Annotated in this window: 16 protein-coding genes; 10 read left to right on the top strand and 6 right to left on the bottom strand. The window is 44.5% G+C overall.

Annotated elements, in window-relative coordinates:
• Positions 1–9: 9 nt before the first annotated feature.
• Together pdxH and recJ are read left to right on the top strand one after the other, a co-directional pair.
• Positions 10–666, top strand: coding sequence for a pyridoxamine 5'-phosphate oxidase (gene pdxH, locus B4C48_RS03155; RefSeq protein ID WP_291354163.1), 657 nt, complete (start codon positions 10–12; stop codon positions 664–666).
• Positions 666–2,369, top strand: a complete 1,704-nt coding sequence (gene recJ, locus B4C48_RS03150) for a single-stranded-DNA-specific exonuclease RecJ (RefSeq protein ID WP_291354162.1) — start codon at positions 666–668, stop codon at positions 2,367–2,369. Before pdxH ends, recJ begins: the two co-directional genes overlap by 1 nt.
• Positions 2,370–2,412: 43 nt before the next feature.
• On the opposite strand, the gene B4C48_RS03145 is transcribed toward recJ, so the two are convergent.
• Both B4C48_RS03145 and B4C48_RS03140 read right to left on the bottom strand, forming a co-directional pair.
• Positions 2,413–3,168, bottom strand: coding sequence for a putative porin (locus B4C48_RS03145; RefSeq protein ID WP_291354161.1), 756 nt, complete (start codon positions 3,166–3,168; stop codon positions 2,413–2,415).
• Between the two features lie 179 nt (positions 3,169–3,347).
• Complete coding sequence (locus tag B4C48_RS03140) at positions 3,348–4,133, bottom strand: putative porin (protein WP_291354160.1); 786 nt, start codon at positions 4,131–4,133, stop codon at positions 3,348–3,350.
• 419 nt (positions 4,134–4,552) lie between these two features.
• Between B4C48_RS03140 and prfB the strand changes: the two genes are divergently transcribed.
• The 5 genes from prfB (at position 4,553) to B4C48_RS03115 (ending at position 9,631) form a co-directional block, all read left to right on the top strand.
• A protein-coding gene (gene prfB, locus B4C48_RS03135) for a peptide chain release factor 2 (RefSeq protein WP_143222687.1) occupies positions 4,553–5,648 on the top strand; the annotation gives its coding sequence in 2 pieces (ribosomal slippage) (positions 4,553–4,624 and positions 4,626–5,648; 1,095 coding nt in all).
• 235 nt (positions 5,649–5,883) lie between these two features.
• A complete protein-coding gene (locus B4C48_RS03130; protein WP_291354159.1) occupies positions 5,884–6,186 on the top strand; it encodes an ArsR/SmtB family transcription factor in 303 nt (100 codons plus the stop codon).
• Positions 6,187–6,225: 39 nt separating this feature from the next.
• Positions 6,226–7,302, top strand: a complete 1,077-nt coding sequence (locus B4C48_RS03125) for an alkene reductase (RefSeq protein WP_291354158.1) — start codon at positions 6,226–6,228, stop codon at positions 7,300–7,302.
• Between the two features lie 110 nt (positions 7,303–7,412).
• The gene (locus B4C48_RS03120) at positions 7,413–8,693 is read left to right on the top strand and encodes a 3-deoxy-D-manno-octulosonic acid transferase (RefSeq protein WP_291354157.1); all 1,281 of its coding nucleotides are present in this window, start codon (positions 7,413–7,415) and stop codon (positions 8,691–8,693) included.
• A gap of 224 nt (positions 8,694–8,917) precedes the next feature.
• The gene (locus B4C48_RS03115; RefSeq protein ID WP_291354156.1) at positions 8,918–9,631 is read left to right on the top strand and encodes a 16S rRNA (uracil(1498)-N(3))-methyltransferase; all 714 of its coding nucleotides are present in this window, start codon (positions 8,918–8,920) and stop codon (positions 9,629–9,631) included.
• Here B4C48_RS03115 and B4C48_RS03110 read toward each other — a convergent pair.
• Positions 9,614–10,591 (bottom strand): mechanosensitive ion channel family protein, encoded by a 978-nt coding sequence (locus B4C48_RS03110; RefSeq protein WP_291354155.1) that lies wholly within the window; start codon positions 10,589–10,591, stop codon positions 9,614–9,616. The genes B4C48_RS03115 and B4C48_RS03110 overlap by 18 nt on opposite strands.
• 110 nt (positions 10,592–10,701) lie before the next feature.
• Positions 10,702–11,283 carry a DUF805 domain-containing protein gene (locus tag B4C48_RS03105; RefSeq protein ID WP_291354154.1) on the bottom strand — a complete coding sequence of 194 codons (582 nt, stop codon included), beginning with the start codon at positions 11,281–11,283 and terminating at the stop codon, positions 10,702–10,704.
• 288 nt (positions 11,284–11,571) lie between these two features.
• Here B4C48_RS03105 and acs point away from each other — a divergent pair, with 288 nt between their 5' ends.
• The 3 genes from acs (at position 11,572) to B4C48_RS03090 (ending at position 15,417) form a co-directional block, all read left to right on the top strand.
• Positions 11,572–13,515, top strand: coding sequence for an acetate--CoA ligase (gene acs / locus B4C48_RS03100; RefSeq protein WP_291354153.1), 1,944 nt, complete (start codon positions 11,572–11,574; stop codon positions 13,513–13,515).
• Between the two features lie 131 nt (positions 13,516–13,646).
• A complete protein-coding gene (locus B4C48_RS03095; RefSeq protein WP_291354152.1) occupies positions 13,647–14,828 on the top strand; it encodes an acyl-CoA dehydrogenase family protein in 1,182 nt (393 codons plus the stop codon).
• Between the two features lie 259 nt (positions 14,829–15,087).
• Positions 15,088–15,417, top strand: coding sequence for a hypothetical protein (locus B4C48_RS03090; RefSeq protein WP_291354150.1), 330 nt, complete (start codon positions 15,088–15,090; stop codon positions 15,415–15,417).
• 592 nt (positions 15,418–16,009) lie between these two features.
• On the opposite strand, the gene B4C48_RS03085 is transcribed toward B4C48_RS03090, so the two are convergent.
• Together B4C48_RS03085 and sfnG are read right to left on the bottom strand one after the other, a co-directional pair.
• Positions 16,010–17,425: a PQQ-dependent sugar dehydrogenase gene (locus B4C48_RS03085; protein ID WP_291354148.1), complete on the bottom strand. Its 1,416-nt coding sequence runs from the start codon at positions 17,423–17,425 to the stop codon at positions 16,010–16,012.
• Between the two features lie 277 nt (positions 17,426–17,702).
• Complete coding sequence (gene sfnG, locus B4C48_RS03080) at positions 17,703–18,809, bottom strand: dimethylsulfone monooxygenase SfnG (RefSeq protein WP_291354146.1); 1,107 nt, start codon at positions 18,807–18,809, stop codon at positions 17,703–17,705.
• Between the last annotated feature and the right edge of the window lie 18 nt (positions 18,810–18,827).

The raw sequence follows: 18,827 nt of genomic DNA, 5'->3' as shown, positions 1-18,827 counted from the left end.
GGTAACAATATGAAGGATGTGATTAAAGACTTAAGCGAACTTCGCTTAAGTTACCAAAAAGGGGAATTGCATGAAACTCATCTGGCTGAACATCCACATGAGCAATTCTTGAATTGGTTTAACCACGCTTTAGATGCAAAACTGCATGAGCCCTACGCCATGTCATTGGCAACTGCCAATACACAAGGCCGTCCACATGTACGTACCGTATTATTACGCGGCGCGACTGAAGCGGGTTATGATTTTTATACCAATTATGACAGCCAGAAAGGCCTGGATTTGGCAGAAAATCCCTATGCCGAATTGCTGTTTTATTGGCCCGAGCAAGAGCGTCAGATTCGTGTCGGTGGCCGCGTTGAGAAAATCTCTTTAGAAGAATCGACCGAGTATTATCATAAACGCCCACGAGACAGTCAGATTGCAGCGCATATCAGTACGCCACAAAGTGGCGTGATTGCCAGTCGTGAGGAATTGCAAACCCGTTTTCAGGCGTTGCAGGACTTGGTGAGCGACAAAGCTGAATTGGCAAAACCTGAATTCTGGGGCGGCTATCGCCTACAACCAGATTATTATGAATTTTGGCAAGGTCGTCCTAACCGTTTACATGACCGCTTGAGTTATGAAAGAATCGGAAGTACCTGGAAATTACAACGACTCATGCCTTAATGCCAAAAACACTGATTCAGCAACGACCGTTTATTACACGCCCTGAAAACTTTCAGGGCGTGTCGCCGTTTATTGCGCAAATTTTAGCGCGCCGCGGTGTGCAATCAGAACAAGAATTAGAATTGAAATTGAAGCATCTTTTAGCGCCGACCATGAAGGGTTTGGATGCTGCCATTCAGTTGATGGACCACGCGATTGACCAGCAAAAGAAAATCGTGATTGTAGGCGATTATGATGCCGATGGTGCCACCAGCACCGCGTTGATGATTCTAGCGCTGCGGGATATGGGAGCCAATGTCGCCTATCTGGTGCCTGACCGCTTTAAATATGGTTATGGTTTAACACCGGCGATTGCCGATTTGGCATTCACCACTTTCCAGCCCGATTTGCTGATTACTGTCGATAATGGTATTTCCAGCCATACAGGGGTGGAGCAGGCGCAAGCACATGGCATGGAGGTGATTATTACCGATCATCACCTGACCACCAAAGAAACCCCGAAAGCCGAAGCTGTGGTCAATCCGAACCAGTTGGGCTGTGAATTTCCAAGCAAGGCTTTGGCTGGAGTTGGCGTGGCATTTTACCTGCTTGCCAATTTGTCCAGTTATCGCAGTCAACTCGGCAAGTCCACTGCCAAAGTGGCCCAGTATCTCGATCTGGTGGCTTTAGGTACCTATGCCGATGTGGCCAGTCTGGACTATAACAACCGCATTTTGGTCGATGCCGGGGTAAAGCGCATACGGCAAGGGCAGTGCCGCGCCGGGATTAGTGCATTACTGGATATTGCCGGACGCGATCCAGCCTCCTTAAAAGCTCAGGATTTAGGCTTTGTACTTGGTCCGCGTATCAATGCAGCGGGGCGCATGGAAACCATGGATATAGGCATTGAGTGTCTGCTGGCTGCAGATTTGCAAAGCGCTTATCCACTGGCACAACAATTAAATCAGTTGAACACTGAGCGCCGTCAGGTCGAAACCCAGATGAAGCAAGAGGCTTTGTCTGAACTGGCCCAGCTCGAGCTGGACCAAGAGCATCTGCCTGCTGCACTGATTCTGTTTGAACCGCATTGGCATCAGGGCGTGATTGGGATTGTGGCCGGTCGTTTAAAAGAACAGTTTCATCGTCCAAGTATTGTTTTTGCCTCCGATGAAGATGGCATTCATATTAAAGGCTCTGCGCGCTCGATCGAAGGGGTGCATATACGTGATGCGATTGAGCTGATTGCTGAACAGCATCCGCATTTGGTCAGCCATTTTGGCGGTCACGCGGCAGCTGCGGGTTTGACTATTCAAAAACAGCATTTTGATGAATTTAAACAAGAATTTGAAAAATTAATCGCAGCGATGGACGAATCACTGTTTTATGCCACTTTGTGGACGGATGGTGAATTACCGACAGAACATTTCCAAATTGAAACCGTAGATTTTCTGCAAAACTTAACGCCTTGGGGACAAAAATTTCCATCGCCGATTTTTGAAGGGGTCTTTAAGATTCTAGATTATCGCTGGCTAAAAGAAATACATTTAAAGCTGCGTCTGGCTTTGGATAATGGCCAAATTGTAGAAGCAATTGCCTTTAATGCACGTGATAAATTTGAATTCAATGCCATGCAAGACAGTGTAAGACTGGTCTATGAAATAGATAAAAATGAATTTAATGGCAATGTCAGTTTACAGCTGCGTGTGATTCATCTGGAACAATAAAGAAACCGCTCAATTGAGCGGTTTTTGTTTTTAATCTTAAAGCTTAGAAACGATATGCCCCACGTAGCGCAAAGATATTGCCTGCATCAGCAAAGTTGATCGAACCTTCCAGGCTGACTTGTTGATTCAGGAATTTTTTTGCACGAATGGTAAATACGTCGCTATTTCTTACATCACTGTCGGCAAAACCAAGACCTGCGCTAAAGGTATTATCCAGATATAAGTCGGTGCCTAAAGTATAGGCATCAAGATCGCCAAAATTCGCGCCCGCTTCAAAATTCATATCGTACTGACCGACGCGAGTCATATATTTGGCCCGTAAAGTTGGGTCGACTCCATCATCTCTATCATTGTCATAGCCGGCAAGACCCACAGCAAGCAATAAGCCGGGGATAGGTAAATAACCTAATTCTGCTGCATAAAGCGTGGTATCAAAATCCTCAAAGCCTTCAGTTTCTTCACTCACTTGACCCAGATTTCCGCTGATATAGAAATCGGAATTGGGAACAAAGTATTCAATACCGGCATTGAAGGTCGTATTCTCATACAGATCATAATCAATATAAGAAAAGGCTGCATTCAGATTACTGGCACGGTTTAAAAATGCGGCTTCACTGTAAGGATCATTTTTAAGGCGCACTGAGTCAAAGTAGTAAGTTGCATCAATTCCAAAACCGGTCGAAGTATCCCCATTGTCTGGATCCACAAGAGCAATGGTACCTCCCACTTCAGCCTGATAGGCATGAACAGTTCCTAAGCTGGCAATAAGTGCTGTAGCAAGCGCAATTTTTTTAAGCATTTAAGGTTCCCCGTTGTTATTAAAGTGATTCAATATGGTTTTATCTTATAGTTGTAACAAATTGTATATTAAATAGCCGCACAGTCAATGTGCATTTTTTATCTAAATGCTTTATTTCAGAGCAAAAAAAATGACCCATCCGAAGATGGGCCATTTCATAAAAATTATTTAAGAGGTGCTTAGAAGCGGTATTTAGCAGCTACACCGAATGAGTTGTAGTCGTTATTACCTACTTCACCGAAACCAACTCGGCCTTCAAGGCTAACTTGCTGGTTAAAGAATTTACGTGCATTAATGCCAAATTCATTTTGGTCAGTTAAGTCGTTGCTGTAGTAGTCTGCACCAACACTTACGGTTTTATCAATGAAGTAATCTGCGGCAAGATTGAACTCGTCTAGATCACCAAATGATGCACCAGCTTCAAGGTTGATGTCTTTACCATTACTAAGTTGAGTTACGTATTTGGCACGAAGTGTAGGATCTACACCATCATCATTCTCGTTGTCCCAACCTTTTACACCAGCGGCAATTAACAGGCCAGGTGCTGGAAGGTAACCGACTTCAGCCGAATAATAGGTCGTGTCAGTATCAAATTTACCTAGCGGTGTGTTCACTTCAGTTTCATTTCGGCTAATATCACCACCCAGATAGAAATCTGAGTTTGGAACATAGACTTCAGCACCTACACCATAAGTGTTGTCGTCTAAGTCACCACGGTCAGCAAATGTTGCGTGTGCATTCACGTTGCTGGCACGGTCAAGGAATGCTGCTTCTGCAAGTGGCGCATTACGAGTTTGAACGGGGTTAAAGTAATAAGTACCATCTACACCGAAAGCACTCCCTGAACTACCATTGTCTGGGTCAATATAAGCTGCTGCTGCACCGACTTCGGCTTGGTAGGCATTGGCTGTACCTGTAACTGCTAGAGCAGAAAGAAGTGCTGAAGCAATGGCTAATTTTTTCATGGATACTACCCCTCAAATTTTGGTTAAAAATAATACATTTTTTGTTACAACTTTTAGTCTAGACCAAAACAAACCTAGGTCAATCCATTCAGAGTTACAGAAATGTTGCCAACGTAATATTATGTAATTTTTATAATATAAGTTATTGAAATTTAAATTATTATTTAAATGTTTTGTTTTATTAAAATTATGGAGGTTTTATGGATTTAGACGAGTTCAATCTAAAAAACTAAGTATTTTGTAACATAAAAATGATTTAAATCTTAAAAATGCCCTACAAAGTAAGTGTTTTTGAACAGCCTTTTTTATTCACTATTTGCTCAATTGTTATTGAATTAATGCACGCTAAAACTGCATCCATGCTCTGTGTTATAATTGCGGGCTATTTAAGCCTAGTATTCTGATTGAGAGTAATTCACGTGGAAATTAATCCTTATCTAAACCAATTAAAAGACTTAAACGACCGTGGTCTAACATTACGGGGGTATCTTTGACTACGATCTGAAAAAAGAGCGTTTAGAAGAGGTCCTGCGTGAACTGGAAGACCCGGCGATCTGGAATGACCAAAGTCGTGCCCAGGCCATGGCCAAAGAAAAAGGCGAGCTTGAGAATGTACTGAATGTACTTGATGGTTTAGCCACTCAGCTGGAAGATGCCCAAGCCATGCTTGACCTGGCTGTAGAAGCGGACGAAGAAGCAATGCTTGAGGATGTTCAAGCTGAGCTTGATGTCGCAGAAGCAGAACTGGCAAAACTTGAGTTCCGCCGCATGTTCAGCAATCCGATGGATCCGAACCCATGTTATGTGGAGATTCAGGCCGGTTCTGGCGGTACAGAAGCGCAGGACTGGGCTTCTATGCTGCTGCGTATGTACTTGCGCTGGATTGAACGTCATGGCTTTAAAGCCGAAGTGATGGAAGAATCTGACGGTGATGTGGCCGGAATTAAATCGGCGACTATTCGTGTAGAAGGCGAGTATGCCTATGGCTGGTTGCGTACCGAATCTGGTGTACACCGTTTAGTGCGTAAGTCACCTTTTGACTCGGGTAACCGTCGTCATACTTCATTCTCTGCCGTGTTTGTATCGCCAGAAGTGGATGACAATATTGAAATTGATATTAACCCGGCAGACGTGCGTACCGATACCTATCGTGCATCGGGTGCCGGTGGTCAGCACATTAACAAAACCGACTCTGCGGTACGTTTAACCCACGCACCCACCGGTATTGTGGTGGCTTGTCAGAACCAGCGTTCACAACATGCCAACCGTGACCATGCCTGGAAACAGTTACGTGCCAAACTCTATGAATTAGAGATGAGCAAACGGAATGAAGCGGCCCAGGCGCTGGAAGATACCAAATCTGATATCGGCTGGGGCAGCCAGATTCGTTCATACGTACTGGATGACTCGCGTATTAAAGACTTGCGTACCAGTGTGGAAACCTCGAATACCGGTGCAGTCCTCGATGGTGATCTGGATAAATTTATTGAAGCCAGCTTGAAACAGGGCCTGTAAGTTTAGTGTTTTGAAAAAAAAAGAGGCTGGTCCTCTTTTTTTTAACGTTAAAATTTGCTGATCAGCAGGAATATAACCAGCTTGATCAGACAATGCTAGAATGATCTGAATTTGAATAAAATTACAGCAACTTACAAAATGACTTATAATATCGATAATTTTCGATATTAATATCGTGTAAATTCGATATAATGATTTTTGTGAAGGTGCTGATCATGAACATGAGTGAAATGAGATGGACACAGAAGCGATTTATAAAGCCTTAGCCAACCCGATTCGACGTCAGATTCTGCAATGTCTAAAAGAACCTGAGCGTTTCATTTCCACTGAAGAATGTGGAGATGATTTTAGTCGTGGCGTATGTGCGGGGCATATCGAAAAAATCGCCGATATTTCCCAATCAACCATGTCCAATCATTTGTCGGTACTGCAACAGGCAGGACTGATTCAGGTGACCAAATATGGGCAATGGTCTTATTTTTCTCGTAATGAAGCACTGATTCAGGAATTTTTACAACATTTACAGCATGCGCTTTAGACTTTATTCAGTCCAGGCCAGTTGTAAGAGGATGGCTTGATGACAGATTTTTCTACCCCAATTCAATTTGGTGAACTCAAACTTAAAAACCGTGTGGTGATGGCACCCTTGACGCGTAGCCGTGCTACAGCAGACCGTGTTCCGACTGCTATGATGGCGGAATATTATGCCCAGCGTGCCAGCGCAGGTTTAATCATTTCTGAAGCGACGGTGATTTCAGAAGAAGCCAATGGTTATGAAAAAACACCAGGTCTATTTACTGAAGCACAAGTAGAAGGCTGGAAGCAGGTCACTGATGCTGTGCATGCCAAAGATGGTTTGATCGTGGCGCAATTGTGGCATGTCGGTCGTGTTTCGCATCCTGATCTGTTAAATGGCGAAACCCCAGTTTCTGCAAGTAATGTGCAGCAAGCCGGTTATGTCAGCCTGCTACGTCCAAAACGTGAATATGTGGTGCCACGTCCATTAGAAATTTCTGAAATTCATGCCATTACCGAACAATATAAACAAGCCGCAATTAAAGCCAAAGCGGCCGGTTTCGATGGTGTTGAACTGCACGCAGCTAACGGTTATCTGATTGACCAGTTCCTGCAAAGCAAAACCAACCTGCGTGAAGATGAATACGGCGGTTCAGTTGAAAACCGTGCCCGTTTCTTATTGGAAGTTGTAGATGCACTAATTGAAGTGTGGGGCGCAGGCCGTGTCGGGGTGCATCTGGCGCCGCGTGGCGATGAACACGATATGGGGGATGTCAATCCTCAAGCAACCTTTGGTTATGTGCTGGAACAATTGGGTCAGCGTAAAATTGCCTTCTTCTTTACCCGTGAATATCTGGCCGAAGACAGCATCAGTCTGGACATGAAAGCACGTTCTAACGGTGTGCCGTATATTGCCAATATGCGTTTAAGCCGTGAAGATGCACTTGAATTATTAAACTCAGGTAAAGCGGAAGCCGTTTCTTTTGGTAAGGCTTATATTGCCAATCCAGACCTGTTTGAGCGTTTAGTGGACGATGAGCCGCTGAATGAATTGAAGCTGGAAAACATGATTGGAACCGATGTGGCAGCAGGTTATATCGACTATCCATTTTTAAATAAGCAATTAGCCGAAAGCTAAACTTTATCCTCCGCAAGGCAGAATAAATCATGCCACAGAGCAGAATTCATTAACATATGAAGGCTGCTCTGTTATATTTTGCCGATTGAACATGATTTGAGGCAACTTGTTTGGCTACTCCTTTTTGGTATAACGCGGCACTTACAATGGTTAAACCATTGTATAAATGGCAGATTAAAAAACGTGCGCTGAATACGGAGCAATTGCAACAAGAATGTCTTGAGCGCTTTGGTCCATTTCAACCGCCGAAAAACCTGCATGCGCTGTGGTTTCATGTGGTGTCGGTTGGAGAAACCAACGCAGCCCAACCTTTAATTGAACATTATCTCAAACTTGGTCATCCGGTACTGGTCACCAATACCACCAAAACCGGCCAGGCTCGGGCCAAATCCCTGTTTTTAAAAGCACCGTATGAACATTTGTTTCAGGCGGTGTATTTGCCTGCCGATCAGAAACATTTGGTGCAGGCTTTTTATCAAAAATATCAGCCCAAAGCATTGGCTTTGGTGGAAACTGAAATCTGGCCGAATTTAATCGATCAGGCGCAGCAATTTAAGGTGCCATGTTTACTGATTAATGCCCGACTTTCGGAAAAATCGGCCAAAGGCTATAGTAAGGTTCAAGGACTGACCCAAGGCATGCTGAATGGGCTGAATCGCTTGCTGGCTCAAGACCAGGCAACTTTAGAGCGTTACCGTAATTTGGGCATGGAAACGAATAAGAGTCAGGTACTGGGCAGTATTAAATTTGATATTCATGCACCGGACAGCTTTATTCAACAAGCGCAGCAATTGCAGCAGGACTGGCATTTATCGGCACGTAAAATCATCACCCTCGCCAGTACTCATGCCCCTGAAGAACAAAAACTGTTAACAGCTCTAAAGCCTTATCTGGCGCAACATCCAGAACTGCTTATCATTGTGGTGCCCCGCCATCCGGAACGTTTTGATGAAGTTTTTCAAGCCACACAAAATCTGAACCTCTCAACCCAGCGTCGTAGTCTGGGGCAAAAAATCGAAACTGATACGCAGGTGTATTTGGCCGATTCAATGGGGGAAATGTGGCTGTGGTATGCACTCAGTCAGGTTTGTTTTGTTGGCGGTTCGCTGAATGAGCCGGGTGGTGGACATAATATTCTGGAGCCGATTGCCTTAAATGTAGCGACAGTTTTGGGTAAAAATTATTTTAACTTCCAGACCATTGTCGATGAATTTGTTGCAATCCAGGGAGTGAAAGTCGTGGAAGATGCAGAGCAGGCAGCCAAGGTTTTGATGGCGCTGTTAAATGATCATAGCGCTGCAGAACAGCTGAACCAGCATGCACAGAAAATTATGTTGCAGAACAAGGGCTCTTTAGCAAAGCATATTGCGGTGATTGATCAGTATCTTTAAATAGTCCTATGTTGTGTATCGTTACGCTGAAACTTATTTCGCGGAGGCGGCAGGGATGCCGCCGTTAGGCTATGGTAAAGGGACTTACCATTAGCCTAACAAAGAGTTTTGCCTACTTTTGCTCTATCAAAAGTAGGAATATGCCTACGCAAAGTAAAATAAAGTCATGAAATGATATGTGGCTGTGCAGGCGTCTTGCTTTTAATAGTTGAAATTTATAGCTTATGAATATTGTCCTCCTTGACCCACGCCAAACTGAATCTGAATACTGGTCAATTACCAGCAAACGTCAGCTTGAGCATTTACGCACTCATGTTGCTGTTCAAGTCGGAGATACCTTAAAAGTCGGTATTCGTGAGGGTAAGCGTTATCTCACCGAAATTGTCGAAGTCACTGAACAGGCGATAAAATTAAAGCCGCTCAAAGAGGAAAGTGTGCCAGAAAAACTTCCTGTGACTTTGATTGTTGCCATGCCACGTCCCAAAGTACTCCGTCGTCTGATTATGGATAGCGTGACTTTAGGGGTGGAAAAAATTATTTTGCTGCATAGCTATCGCGTAGATAAGAGTTACTGGCAAACGCCCTTTTTACAGCAGCTCGATCACTATATAACACTAGGTCTGGAACAAGCCGGGGATACCATCGCCCCGCAAATTGAAATCTATAAACGTTTTAAACCTTTTGTCGAAGATGTGCTGCCAAATCTAATCAGCACGGAACGTCCTGCCTATGTGGCTCATCCTTACGCCGAGATGGTCATGCCTTTTGCCATCGATCATCCCTGCACCATCGTGATTGGTCCAGAGGGCGGTTTTATACCGTATGAAGTCGATTTGCTGATAAAAAACGGCTGCCAGGCGTTAAGCCTAGGCAACCGTATTATTCGAACCGAAACCGTAATTCCTTATCTTTTGGGCCGATTATTTAGCACGTGCTGATTCAGCTACTTCAGTGCCTTCATTCCCGCGGTAGACTTTCACTTCCTGAACCGGATAAGGAATCGAAATATTGTGTTCAGCAAAAGCCTGGATCACATGTTCTTGAACCGCACTGATTGAATTGCCGATAGAGGTTGCCTGGGTATCCACCCACCAGGTCACAGTCAGATTAATCGAGAAGTCAGCAAGTTGGGTCACATTTACACTAAAGGCCGGCTGACTGAGAATAGACTGATCCTTGTCCAGAATTGTCATGATGATATTTTTGGCTTTTTGCACATCATCTTCATAACCAATCCCCACCATAAACTGGCAACGGCGGCGCGGATAGGCAGTATTAACAGTTACCGCACTGGTATATACCGTGGCGTTGGGAATCACGATACGGCGGCCATCGGGTGAACGCAAGAAAGTCGCACGAATCTGAATATCTTCCACCGTTCCTTCCATGCCAGACACGATAATGTCATCACCAATTTTGAACGGCTCGCCCAGTAAAATTAAAATACCGGAAAGCAGGTTCTGGAAAATATCCTTAAATGCAAAACCGATTGCAACCGAACCAATCCCCAAGGCACTCATTAGCTGACCTGGGGTGAATCCTGGAATGGAAATCACCATCGCAATCAAGAAGCCAAAGAAAATAATGGCAGAACTGCCGACCCGGTTTAGCACCAGTACCAGGTTTTGTTTGGTATAACTGCGGTCAGTGAGGGCTTTACGGACAAAAAATTTAAACAGTTTTGACAGCAAATAAAAAATGCTGAACACCACCAGTGCAATACAGATATAAGGCAAGCGTTCCCAGAATGCATCGACGAATTTATCGATGGTGGAATAGGCATCATTATATTTTGCGGTGTGTTGAAGCACGGTTTGTGCAGTTTTTTCACCTGCTTCATGCAAAAGGTTGGAAGTGTCTTGAGTTACTTCACTCAAGGTGTTTTTTTGTTCAGCCACAGATTTTCCGGATAATCATCAATGCTGGACATTTTGCCTGAAACTGAACAGAAATTTAACCAACAAAACGTAGCATTCCCTGCTGTTTTGTCAAAAAATGTCAGTCTATTCTAAAAATATTGCGTGCCTTTTTGAATCACTTGTGGCGGGACTTCCAGTTCACCTGCGCCAAACATATACGAAATGATGCTGCTTGAAGCCAGAAAACTCAGTACCGTGATAATGATCATGAACCAGGCCAATATTTTTTCCCAGACTGGTGTTTCACGTGGCAATCCGTAGTTATTTATGCCTGGGGTACCCGAGCCCAGAAGTAAATACAGACCCATAAAAATATTCATCAGTGGCAGCAGAAATAGCAGGATCAGCCAGCCGCTACGGTTCAGGTCATGCAGGCGGCGAACGGTAATCACCATCAAAAAATACAGATACAGCACCAGAATGACCACAAAGCCGAGTCCTGCAATCCCGGTCAATGTGTTCACAAACTGATTGTCCATAGACAGTGTATGCAGGTTAAAAATGCCTATGGTCAGACTAAAGGCAATGCTGGCAAAGAAAGCAATTAAATGCACAAACCCATACCAGCCAATTGAACTTAACCGGCCAAAACGACCGTCTGGAGACAGAGGATTATCGGCCTTGGACGCTTGGGTGCGGGAAAAGAAGGGAGAGGAGTCTTGCGGTTTCATACGCTGTTCCGGCTAAAATTTAGATAAGAAAATATTGTATTTTGAAAAGTTAAAAGTACATTTTATGCTTAAATTATAAGATTAAATGAACAGATCAGATACGAATAAAACCATATTTTTTGTTGAATACGACAAGGGGTCTGTGTTTTAAATTGTATAAAGAAAATACGACCAAAGCATGATTGTTGTGATTAAAAAATAATCGTCATACTGTGGATATGCAGTCAATAAAAGCAATAACGCGGCATAGCATCTCGTGATGAGATGAATAAGATCAAGGAAGTAGCTATGAATGAGATCTATCCTGTACCAGAAGAATTTAAGAAAACCGCTCGCACCAATGAGTCCGAATATTTCGAGCGTTATCAGCAATCCATCAATCAGCCTGACGAGTATTGGGCTGAACAGGCCAAAAAGCTGGACTGGATTAAACCTTTTACCCAAGTCAAAAATACCAGTTTCGACAAGGACAATTTCAAGATTGAATGGTTCGCCGATGGTCAGCTGAACCTGAGTGCCAACTGTCTGGACCGGCATTTAAAAGAGCATCCGCATAAACCGGCGATTATCTGGGAAGGTGACCATCCTTCACGGCATAAAATTATTTCCTTTAAAGAACTGCATGATGAAACTTGCCGTTTTGCCAATGTGCTGAAAAAACATGGCGTGAGCAAAGGCGACCGTGTGGTGTTGTATATGCCGATGATTTCCGAAGCAGCCATTTCCATGCTGGCTTGTGCGCGGATTGGTGCAGTGCATTGTGTGGTGTTTGGCGGTTTCTCTCCCGATTCACTGGCCAGCCGGATTGAAGACAGCCAGGCCAAAATGGTGATTACCGCTGACTCTGGCATGCGCGGTGGCAAGCCGATTCCACTGAAAGAAAATGTCGACGCAGCCCTGCAAGTACAGGGAACCGAATCCGTTCAACATGTGATGGTGGTACACCGTACCGGCAATCCGATTGAGATGAAGGAAGGGCGTGACCTGTGGTATCACATGGAAATCATGTCAGTGAATGAAATCTGCCCGCCTGAACCGATGAATGCCGAAGATCCGCTATTTATTCTGTATACCTCTGGGTCTACAGGTAAACCGAAAGGGGTACTGCATACTACGGGTGGCTACCTCACTTATGTGAACTCCACGTTCCGAGAAGTGTTCGATATCAAACAGGATGATGTGTTCTGGTGTACCGCGGACGTGGGCTGGATTACTGGGCACTCCTACGTGCTGTATGGGCCATTGTCTAACGGCACGACCACAGTGATGTTTGAAGGTGTGCCGCAATATCCGACCTGGGCGCGTACTGGTCATATTGTCGATAAGCACAATGTCACCATCCTCTATACTGCGCCGACGGCGATTCGTGCCATGATGCGTGAAGGCGATGCCTTTGTCCGTGAAAGTGACCGCAGCAGCTTGCGTTTAATTGGTTCGGTGGGCGAACCCATCAACCCGGAAGCCTGGAACTGGTATTACACCGTCGTTGGAGAAAGCCGCTGTCCAATTATCGATACCTGGTGGCAAACCGAAACTGGCGGCATCCTGATTTCACCTTTGCCGGGTGCAACAGACTTAAAACCGGGTTCTGCGACCCGACCATTGTTTGGTATTCAGCCCGCCATTGTCGATGCAGAAGGCAAAGAGCTGCAAGGTGAAGCGGAAGGCAACCTGATCATCAAGGACTCCTGGCCGGGACAGATGCGTACGATTTGGGGTGATCCTGAACGTTTTATCGAAGCCTATTTCTCGACTTATCCGGGAAGCTATTTCACCGGAGATGGTGCGCGCCGTGATAAGGATGGCTATTACTGGATTACCGGTCGTGTCGATGATGTGCTGAATGTTTCCGGACACCGTTTAGGCACCGCAGAAGTGGAAAGTGCTTTGGTGGCGCATGAGCATGTTGCTGAGGCCGCGGTGGTCGGTATGCCGCATGACATTAAAGGTCAGGGTATTTGTGCATTTGTCACCTTGCAGGCCGATTTTGAAGAATCCGAAGAGCTGCGTAAGGAACTGATCAACTGGGTGCGTAAGGTATTAGGCCCCGTGGCTACACCGGATGCCTTGCATTGGGCACCTGCTTTACCGAAAACCCGTTCCGGTAAAATCATGCGCCGTATTTTAAGAAAAATTGCCGCCAATGAACTGGATACCTTGGGAGATACCTCCACCTTGGCCGACCCGCAGGTGGTGGATAATCTGATCGCTACGGTCTATCCCGGCAAGTAAGGGATTGACCAAAATACCGTCTGCATGTTCAGGCGGTATTTTTATTTTATGCATAAGTACTGCAGGCATTCAGATAAAGCAGTAAAACATCATCTGCTAAGCTAAAAATATAGCAATGATCAGACCATATTATGAATACTTCAACACCCTTAAACGCCGTTCATCCGTTAGAGATTGCCCAACAACTTGCTAAGCAGTTTGCAACCACTGCTGCTGAACGGGATAAACAGGGCGGTAACCCAAAACTGGAGCGTGATTTAACCCGTCAAAGCGGTTTATTGGGACTGTCGATTCCTACACAATATGGCGGTCAGGGCGCAGACTGGAAAACGATCTTTCACACTATTCAAATCATTGCTCAGGTCGACAGTTCACTGGCGCATGTTTATGGTTTTCATCATTTATTAATTGCAACGGTACAACTGTTTTCACAGCCTGAACAATATGGCAAATGGTTTGAGCAAACAGTAAAAGAAAACCTGTTTTGGGGCAATACCTTAAATCCCTTGGACCGACGTACCAGCGCAGTCAAAGTGTCTGAAAATGAATACATCTTTCATGGTGATAAAAGCTTCTGTTCAGGTTCGATCGATTCCGATATGTTGCTCTGCTCAGGCTATAACGATGCAGGTAAATTGCTGATCGGGGTGATTCCGACCCAACGTGAAGGGGTGAGTTTTTTAGGTGACTGGAACAATATGGGCCAGCGCCAGACCGATAGCGGTACCAGTCATTTTGAACAGGTGAAAATTCAAAAAGATGAGTTATTGCTTAATCCGGGACCCCTCAGTACACCTTATTCGAGTTTACGTCCGCTGATTGCCCAACTGATTTTTGTGCATCTGTTTTTAGGCGTGGCAGAAGGGGCTTTTGCAACGGCTAGACAAAGCGTACAGACACAAAAGGCCTGGTCCAAATCTTTGGTGGAAAATACGGTGAATGATCCGTTTACGCAAAAGCATTTTGCTGAATTTTATGTACAGCTGGAAGGCGTACGGTTACTAGCCAATAAAGCCATTGAAACCTTGCAACGAGCGTGGAATATCGGTGAAGCGCTTACCGCCGAGCAACGTGGTGAAGTCAGTATTGCCATTGCGACTGCAAAAATTGCCGCGACCAATACTTCGTTATATATCACGCAAAATATTTTTCAGGTGATGGGTGCGCGTGCCACCACAGCGCAATTAAATCTGGACCGTTTCTGGCGCAATGTGCGTACCCAGACTTTGCATGACCCGGTGGATTATAAATATCAGGAAATTGGGGAGTGGGTATTAACAGCTAAAGTACCTGATCCAAGTTTTTATTCATGAGGAAATAAGAAAATGCCTTTTATTAAATGAAGGCCTTTCTTTTACTTCTAGATTTAAAAAAATGAATTAAAAGCATGGAACGTAAAAAATCACTTAAAAGGCCTGATTTGGGAAGATTAGGCATTTTTAATTTTACTCAAATTAATGATTTATATAAGAATAGAAATTACATTTCGTATAACGTGTATTACGTTAATTTTATATACTTTCATTACGTGATAGTGCTAGGATTAAAACTGTATAATTTTAATCAACAAAAATGAAAAATCTTCAAATAGTGATAGCGCAAGCTTTACATTCATATGAATTGGAACATATGGAGCAATCAATAGGCAAAGAGATCAACGACACTTTATTGCAGATATTGGTTAATGATGAACCTTTTGAAAAAATTAGTAGTTATTTGTATTCAAAAAAAGATCCTAAAAAAGTTCTAAAGAGCTCTATACATTACGTCATAGCGCTCTTAGAAAGAGCAAAGTATAGAGTAGAAAAAGCCCAGCAAAATAACCTGAGTCCTTTGCATATCTGCTTATACGTTATTAAGAAAATTGAAGGATTTATCGAGTATTTAAATACTAAGTTTTAACTATTAGAGCCTTCATTTAAATAATGGGCTATAAGGAATTTACCTTAAAATAATTTTATTTATCAAATTCTTGGTCAAATAAAACCGGAGTAAAAGTTCAAAAAAAACATGTTTTAATAGCGTGTGCTTTTTTAGCCGGATATGGAATGATTTTGCCAATAAAATTGATCAAAAAAAGCTCCACTTGATCCTTTGTTGAGAGTTATTCATTCTTTCCGGGCTGAAAGAATCGACATATTTTACGGATGAAAAATGGCCGACTCTGTACGCTCTGGCGCACATCAATTGAAGGATTTTGCGGATGGGCGTATCCAGATTTTTTTCCTATGATGGATTCATACAGGAACAGGATGTTCCGGAACAGAAAACAATAATAAAAGGTTCATACACCAGGATCGTGAAGCAAGACAGGAGTCATGCTTAACTAACCGATACGAAAAAGCCCGACAGGATGTCGGGCTTTTTTTATCTCATTTGATTTGTAATTCATCAGTGCTCAAGGCAAAGTGTATCCTTCTGTAAAAATTGCCCAAAACTTATTGTTATGGATGAACATCAATTGCAGAGCATAGACGGTTTGATTAAGTCATTATTACTCTGCTGCTTTTTCTGTAGTAGGTTGTGAACTTACAGGCTGTTGACTTGCAGAAGCCGGGCTGATGGTTTTATTGATTGGCCGGTTATCCATCATTGTCCCGATGGGTGATACACGCCAAATCGTATTGCCGACATCATCGGCGACCAATATTGCCCCGAAACGATCAACCGCTACGCCAACAGGTCGTCCAAGTGCATCACCTTGATCATTTAAAAAACCGCTTAATACATCTTGCGGCATACCTGAAGGCTGACCATTTTGAAAGGGTACAAAAATGACTTTATAGCCGCTATGCGGTTTACGGTTCCATGAGCCATGCTGACCAATCAGCGCACCACTGCGATATTGCGGCATCAATTGAGCCTTGTAAAAGGTCAGACCTAAGGAAGCGGTATGGTTGCCCAGAGCATAATCCGGTTTAATCGCACGTGCGACCAGATCAGGTTTTTGAGGTTTGACCCGCGTGTCCACATGTGGGCCATAATAACTATAGGGCCAGCCATAAAAAGCACCGTCTTTTACTGAAGTCAGGTAATCGGGCACCAGATCATTACCAATTTCATCGCGCTCATTCACCACTGTCCATAGCGCGCCACTCTGCGGTTGCCAGTCCATCCCATTGGGGTTGCGTAGACCTGTAGCAAATGGCCGTGCTTTGTTACTTGCAATATCAAACTCCATAATCAGTGCGCGTCCAGTTTCCTTGTCGATGCCATTTTCAGCCACGTTACTGTTTGAACCAACAGTAATATAGAGTTTAGTGCCCGCAGGGTTGGCAATGACATTTTTGGTCCAATGGTGATTGAGGGGGCCGCCGGGTAAATCCAATACTTTGCTACCGCTTGCTGTAATTTGAGTTGCACCTTTTTGATAAGGAAAGCGCATTAAGGCATCGGTATTGGCTACGTACAGCATATTGCCGACCAGCGCCATACCAAATGGAGAATTTAGGTTTTGTAGAAATACGGTTTTTTGGTCAGCCACGCCGTCGCCATTGCTATCACGCAGCAAGCTAATGCGGTTGGCACTCGGATGCGATGAGCCGGCACGCTTCATCAGCAGCTTCATGATTTTGCCTTTAATGCCCTTGCTGTCATCCGGCTTGGGCGGTGCATCGGTTTCAGCCACCAGCACATCACCATTTGGCAACACATACAGCCAGCGCGGATGCTCAAGTTCTTGGGCAAAGGCCTGTACCTTCAAACCCTTAGCGGGGGTAGGCATAGCGCCCGCAGGCCAGCCTTTGGCCGGAGCAATATTCACCGTAGGAAACAAACCTGATTTGGGTTCAGGCAGATGCGGTTGAGGACCATAACTGTCTGTGACAGGGGAGTTGGATGGCGAGGCGCATCCGGTGAGTGCCAATACGATGGCAGAACCCGCAAGGGGCAGTAGAAATTGAGCAGACATCTTTTTTCCAGCTTATTGTTGGCCGCTATCGCCTTACTTTAAAATTTCGTGCAGGCTACCACCATGCTGTTCTTGTTTTTTCTGGTTGCCAATTGGTTATCGCGTTGCAGCGATGAGGCAAGCCAGGCATAGCAAAAGAAACCCCCTATAACTCACACAGGAGCTGAAAATTTCTGAGGCACAAAAAAATCCCCCAAGCCGAGCCTTGAGGGAGAATTGGAGATGCCATTTCATTATTATAGTTTGAGTACGTGCAAGGTCTGTTTGATTACCGAGATTAAGCAGACTTAGGCGTAACAACAGCGAGCTGTTGTGCTTCCAGTTCACGAACCAATGGCAACACTTTTTGTCCAAAATATTCAACTTCTTCAATGAAATGCAAGAAGCCAGACAAAACCAGATCTACCCCCACTGCTTTCAGTTCAACAATACGTTCCGCAATTTGCTGCGGCGTACCAATCAAATTGGTTTTAAAGCCATCGTTGTACTGCACCAGATCTTCAAAGGTGGATTTTGCCCAGTTCCCTTCACCCTCTGCTGTTGCAGCACCGGCTTCCCGGGTGGCATCACCAAAAGATTTCACAGCCTGGACATTGGCTTTGCCCAAAATTTCCTGCAACACAGCCTGCGCTTCTTCTTCAGTATCACGGGCAATGATGAAGGCATTGACACCAATTTTTACAGTATGGTTATTGGCTTTGGCTTTTTCACGGATATCATCAACCTGTTTTTTCAGTGCTTCCGGGGTGTTGCCATTGGTGAAATACCAGTCTGAAACACGCGAGGCCATATCACGGGCTGCACGCGAGCTACCGCCTTGGAAAATTTCAATATGCGGTTTTTGTACCGGTTTTGGACTCAGGGTGTAATCTTTGAATTGATAGTATTTACCTTCAAAACTGAAGTTATCTTGCGTCCAGACCCCTTTGAGGCTACGGATAAATTCTTCTGAACGCGCATAACGCTGGTCATGTTCAGGCCATTCTTCGCCAATGGCATCAAATTCACCCCGGAACCAGCCACTGACCACGTTAATGGCAATACGTCCATGGGTCAGATGGTCAATCGTCGCCAATTGTTTGGCGGCTAGCGCCGGCTTCCATGGACCTGGCAAAATCGCAGCGATCACTTTGAGCTTTTCAGTTTTAGCCAATAGGCCATGACTGAAGCTGACCGATTCATGCTGATTTTCCGCATTATAACCAGCCGTAAACCGAATCTGGGTTAAGGCATATTCAAAGCCGCTGTTTTCCGCCGCTTGCGCCAGCCGGACGTTATAGTCATAACTCCAGTCTGTACGCTGTTCAATATTGCTGACCACCAAACCACCACTGACGTTTGGCACCCAATACGCAAATATAATGTTTTTATCTTGTACCGACATTCTGTCTACCCTCAGGAT

The sequence above is a fragment of the Acinetobacter sp. UBA3106 genome (assembly GCA_002365595.1).
Taxonomy (GTDB): domain Bacteria; phylum Pseudomonadota; class Gammaproteobacteria; order Pseudomonadales; family Moraxellaceae; genus Acinetobacter.
Note: the sequence above shows the minus strand (reverse complement) of the source record. Positions and strands in the feature narration are given on the sequence as shown.

Bases quoted from the DNA above. Each gene is read 5' to 3' on its own strand.
- B4C48_RS03125 (WP_291354158.1), top strand. From the start codon at position 6,226: ATGACAGATTTTTCTACCCCAATTCAATTTGGTGAACTCAAACTTAAA.
- B4C48_RS03090 (WP_291354150.1), top strand. From the start codon at position 15,088: ATGAAAAATCTTCAAATAGTGATAGCGCAAGCTTTACATTCATATGAA.
- sfnG (WP_291354146.1), bottom strand. From the start codon at position 18,809: ATGTCGGTACAAGATAAAAACATTATATTTGCGTATTGGGTGCCAAAC.
- B4C48_RS03140 (WP_291354160.1), bottom strand. From the start codon at position 4,133: ATGAAAAAATTAGCCATTGCTTCAGCACTTCTTTCTGCTCTAGCAGTT.
- acs (WP_291354153.1), top strand. From the start codon at position 11,572: ATGAATGAGATCTATCCTGTACCAGAAGAATTTAAGAAAACCGCTCGC.
- pdxH (WP_291354163.1), top strand. From the start codon at position 10: ATGAAGGATGTGATTAAAGACTTAAGCGAACTTCGCTTAAGTTACCAA.
- B4C48_RS03105 (WP_291354154.1), bottom strand. From the start codon at position 11,283: ATGAAACCGCAAGACTCCTCTCCCTTCTTTTCCCGCACCCAAGCGTCC.
- B4C48_RS03130 (WP_291354159.1), top strand. From the start codon at position 5,884: ATGGACACAGAAGCGATTTATAAAGCCTTAGCCAACCCGATTCGACGT.
- B4C48_RS03095 (WP_291354152.1), top strand. From the start codon at position 13,647: ATGAATACTTCAACACCCTTAAACGCCGTTCATCCGTTAGAGATTGCC.
- recJ (WP_291354162.1), top strand. From the start codon at position 666: ATGCCAAAAACACTGATTCAGCAACGACCGTTTATTACACGCCCTGAA.
- B4C48_RS03115 (WP_291354156.1), top strand. From the start codon at position 8,918: ATGAATATTGTCCTCCTTGACCCACGCCAAACTGAATCTGAATACTGG.
- B4C48_RS03085 (WP_291354148.1), bottom strand. From the start codon at position 17,425: ATGTCTGCTCAATTTCTACTGCCCCTTGCGGGTTCTGCCATCGTATTG.
- B4C48_RS03145 (WP_291354161.1), bottom strand. From the start codon at position 3,168: ATGCTTAAAAAAATTGCGCTTGCTACAGCACTTATTGCCAGCTTAGGA.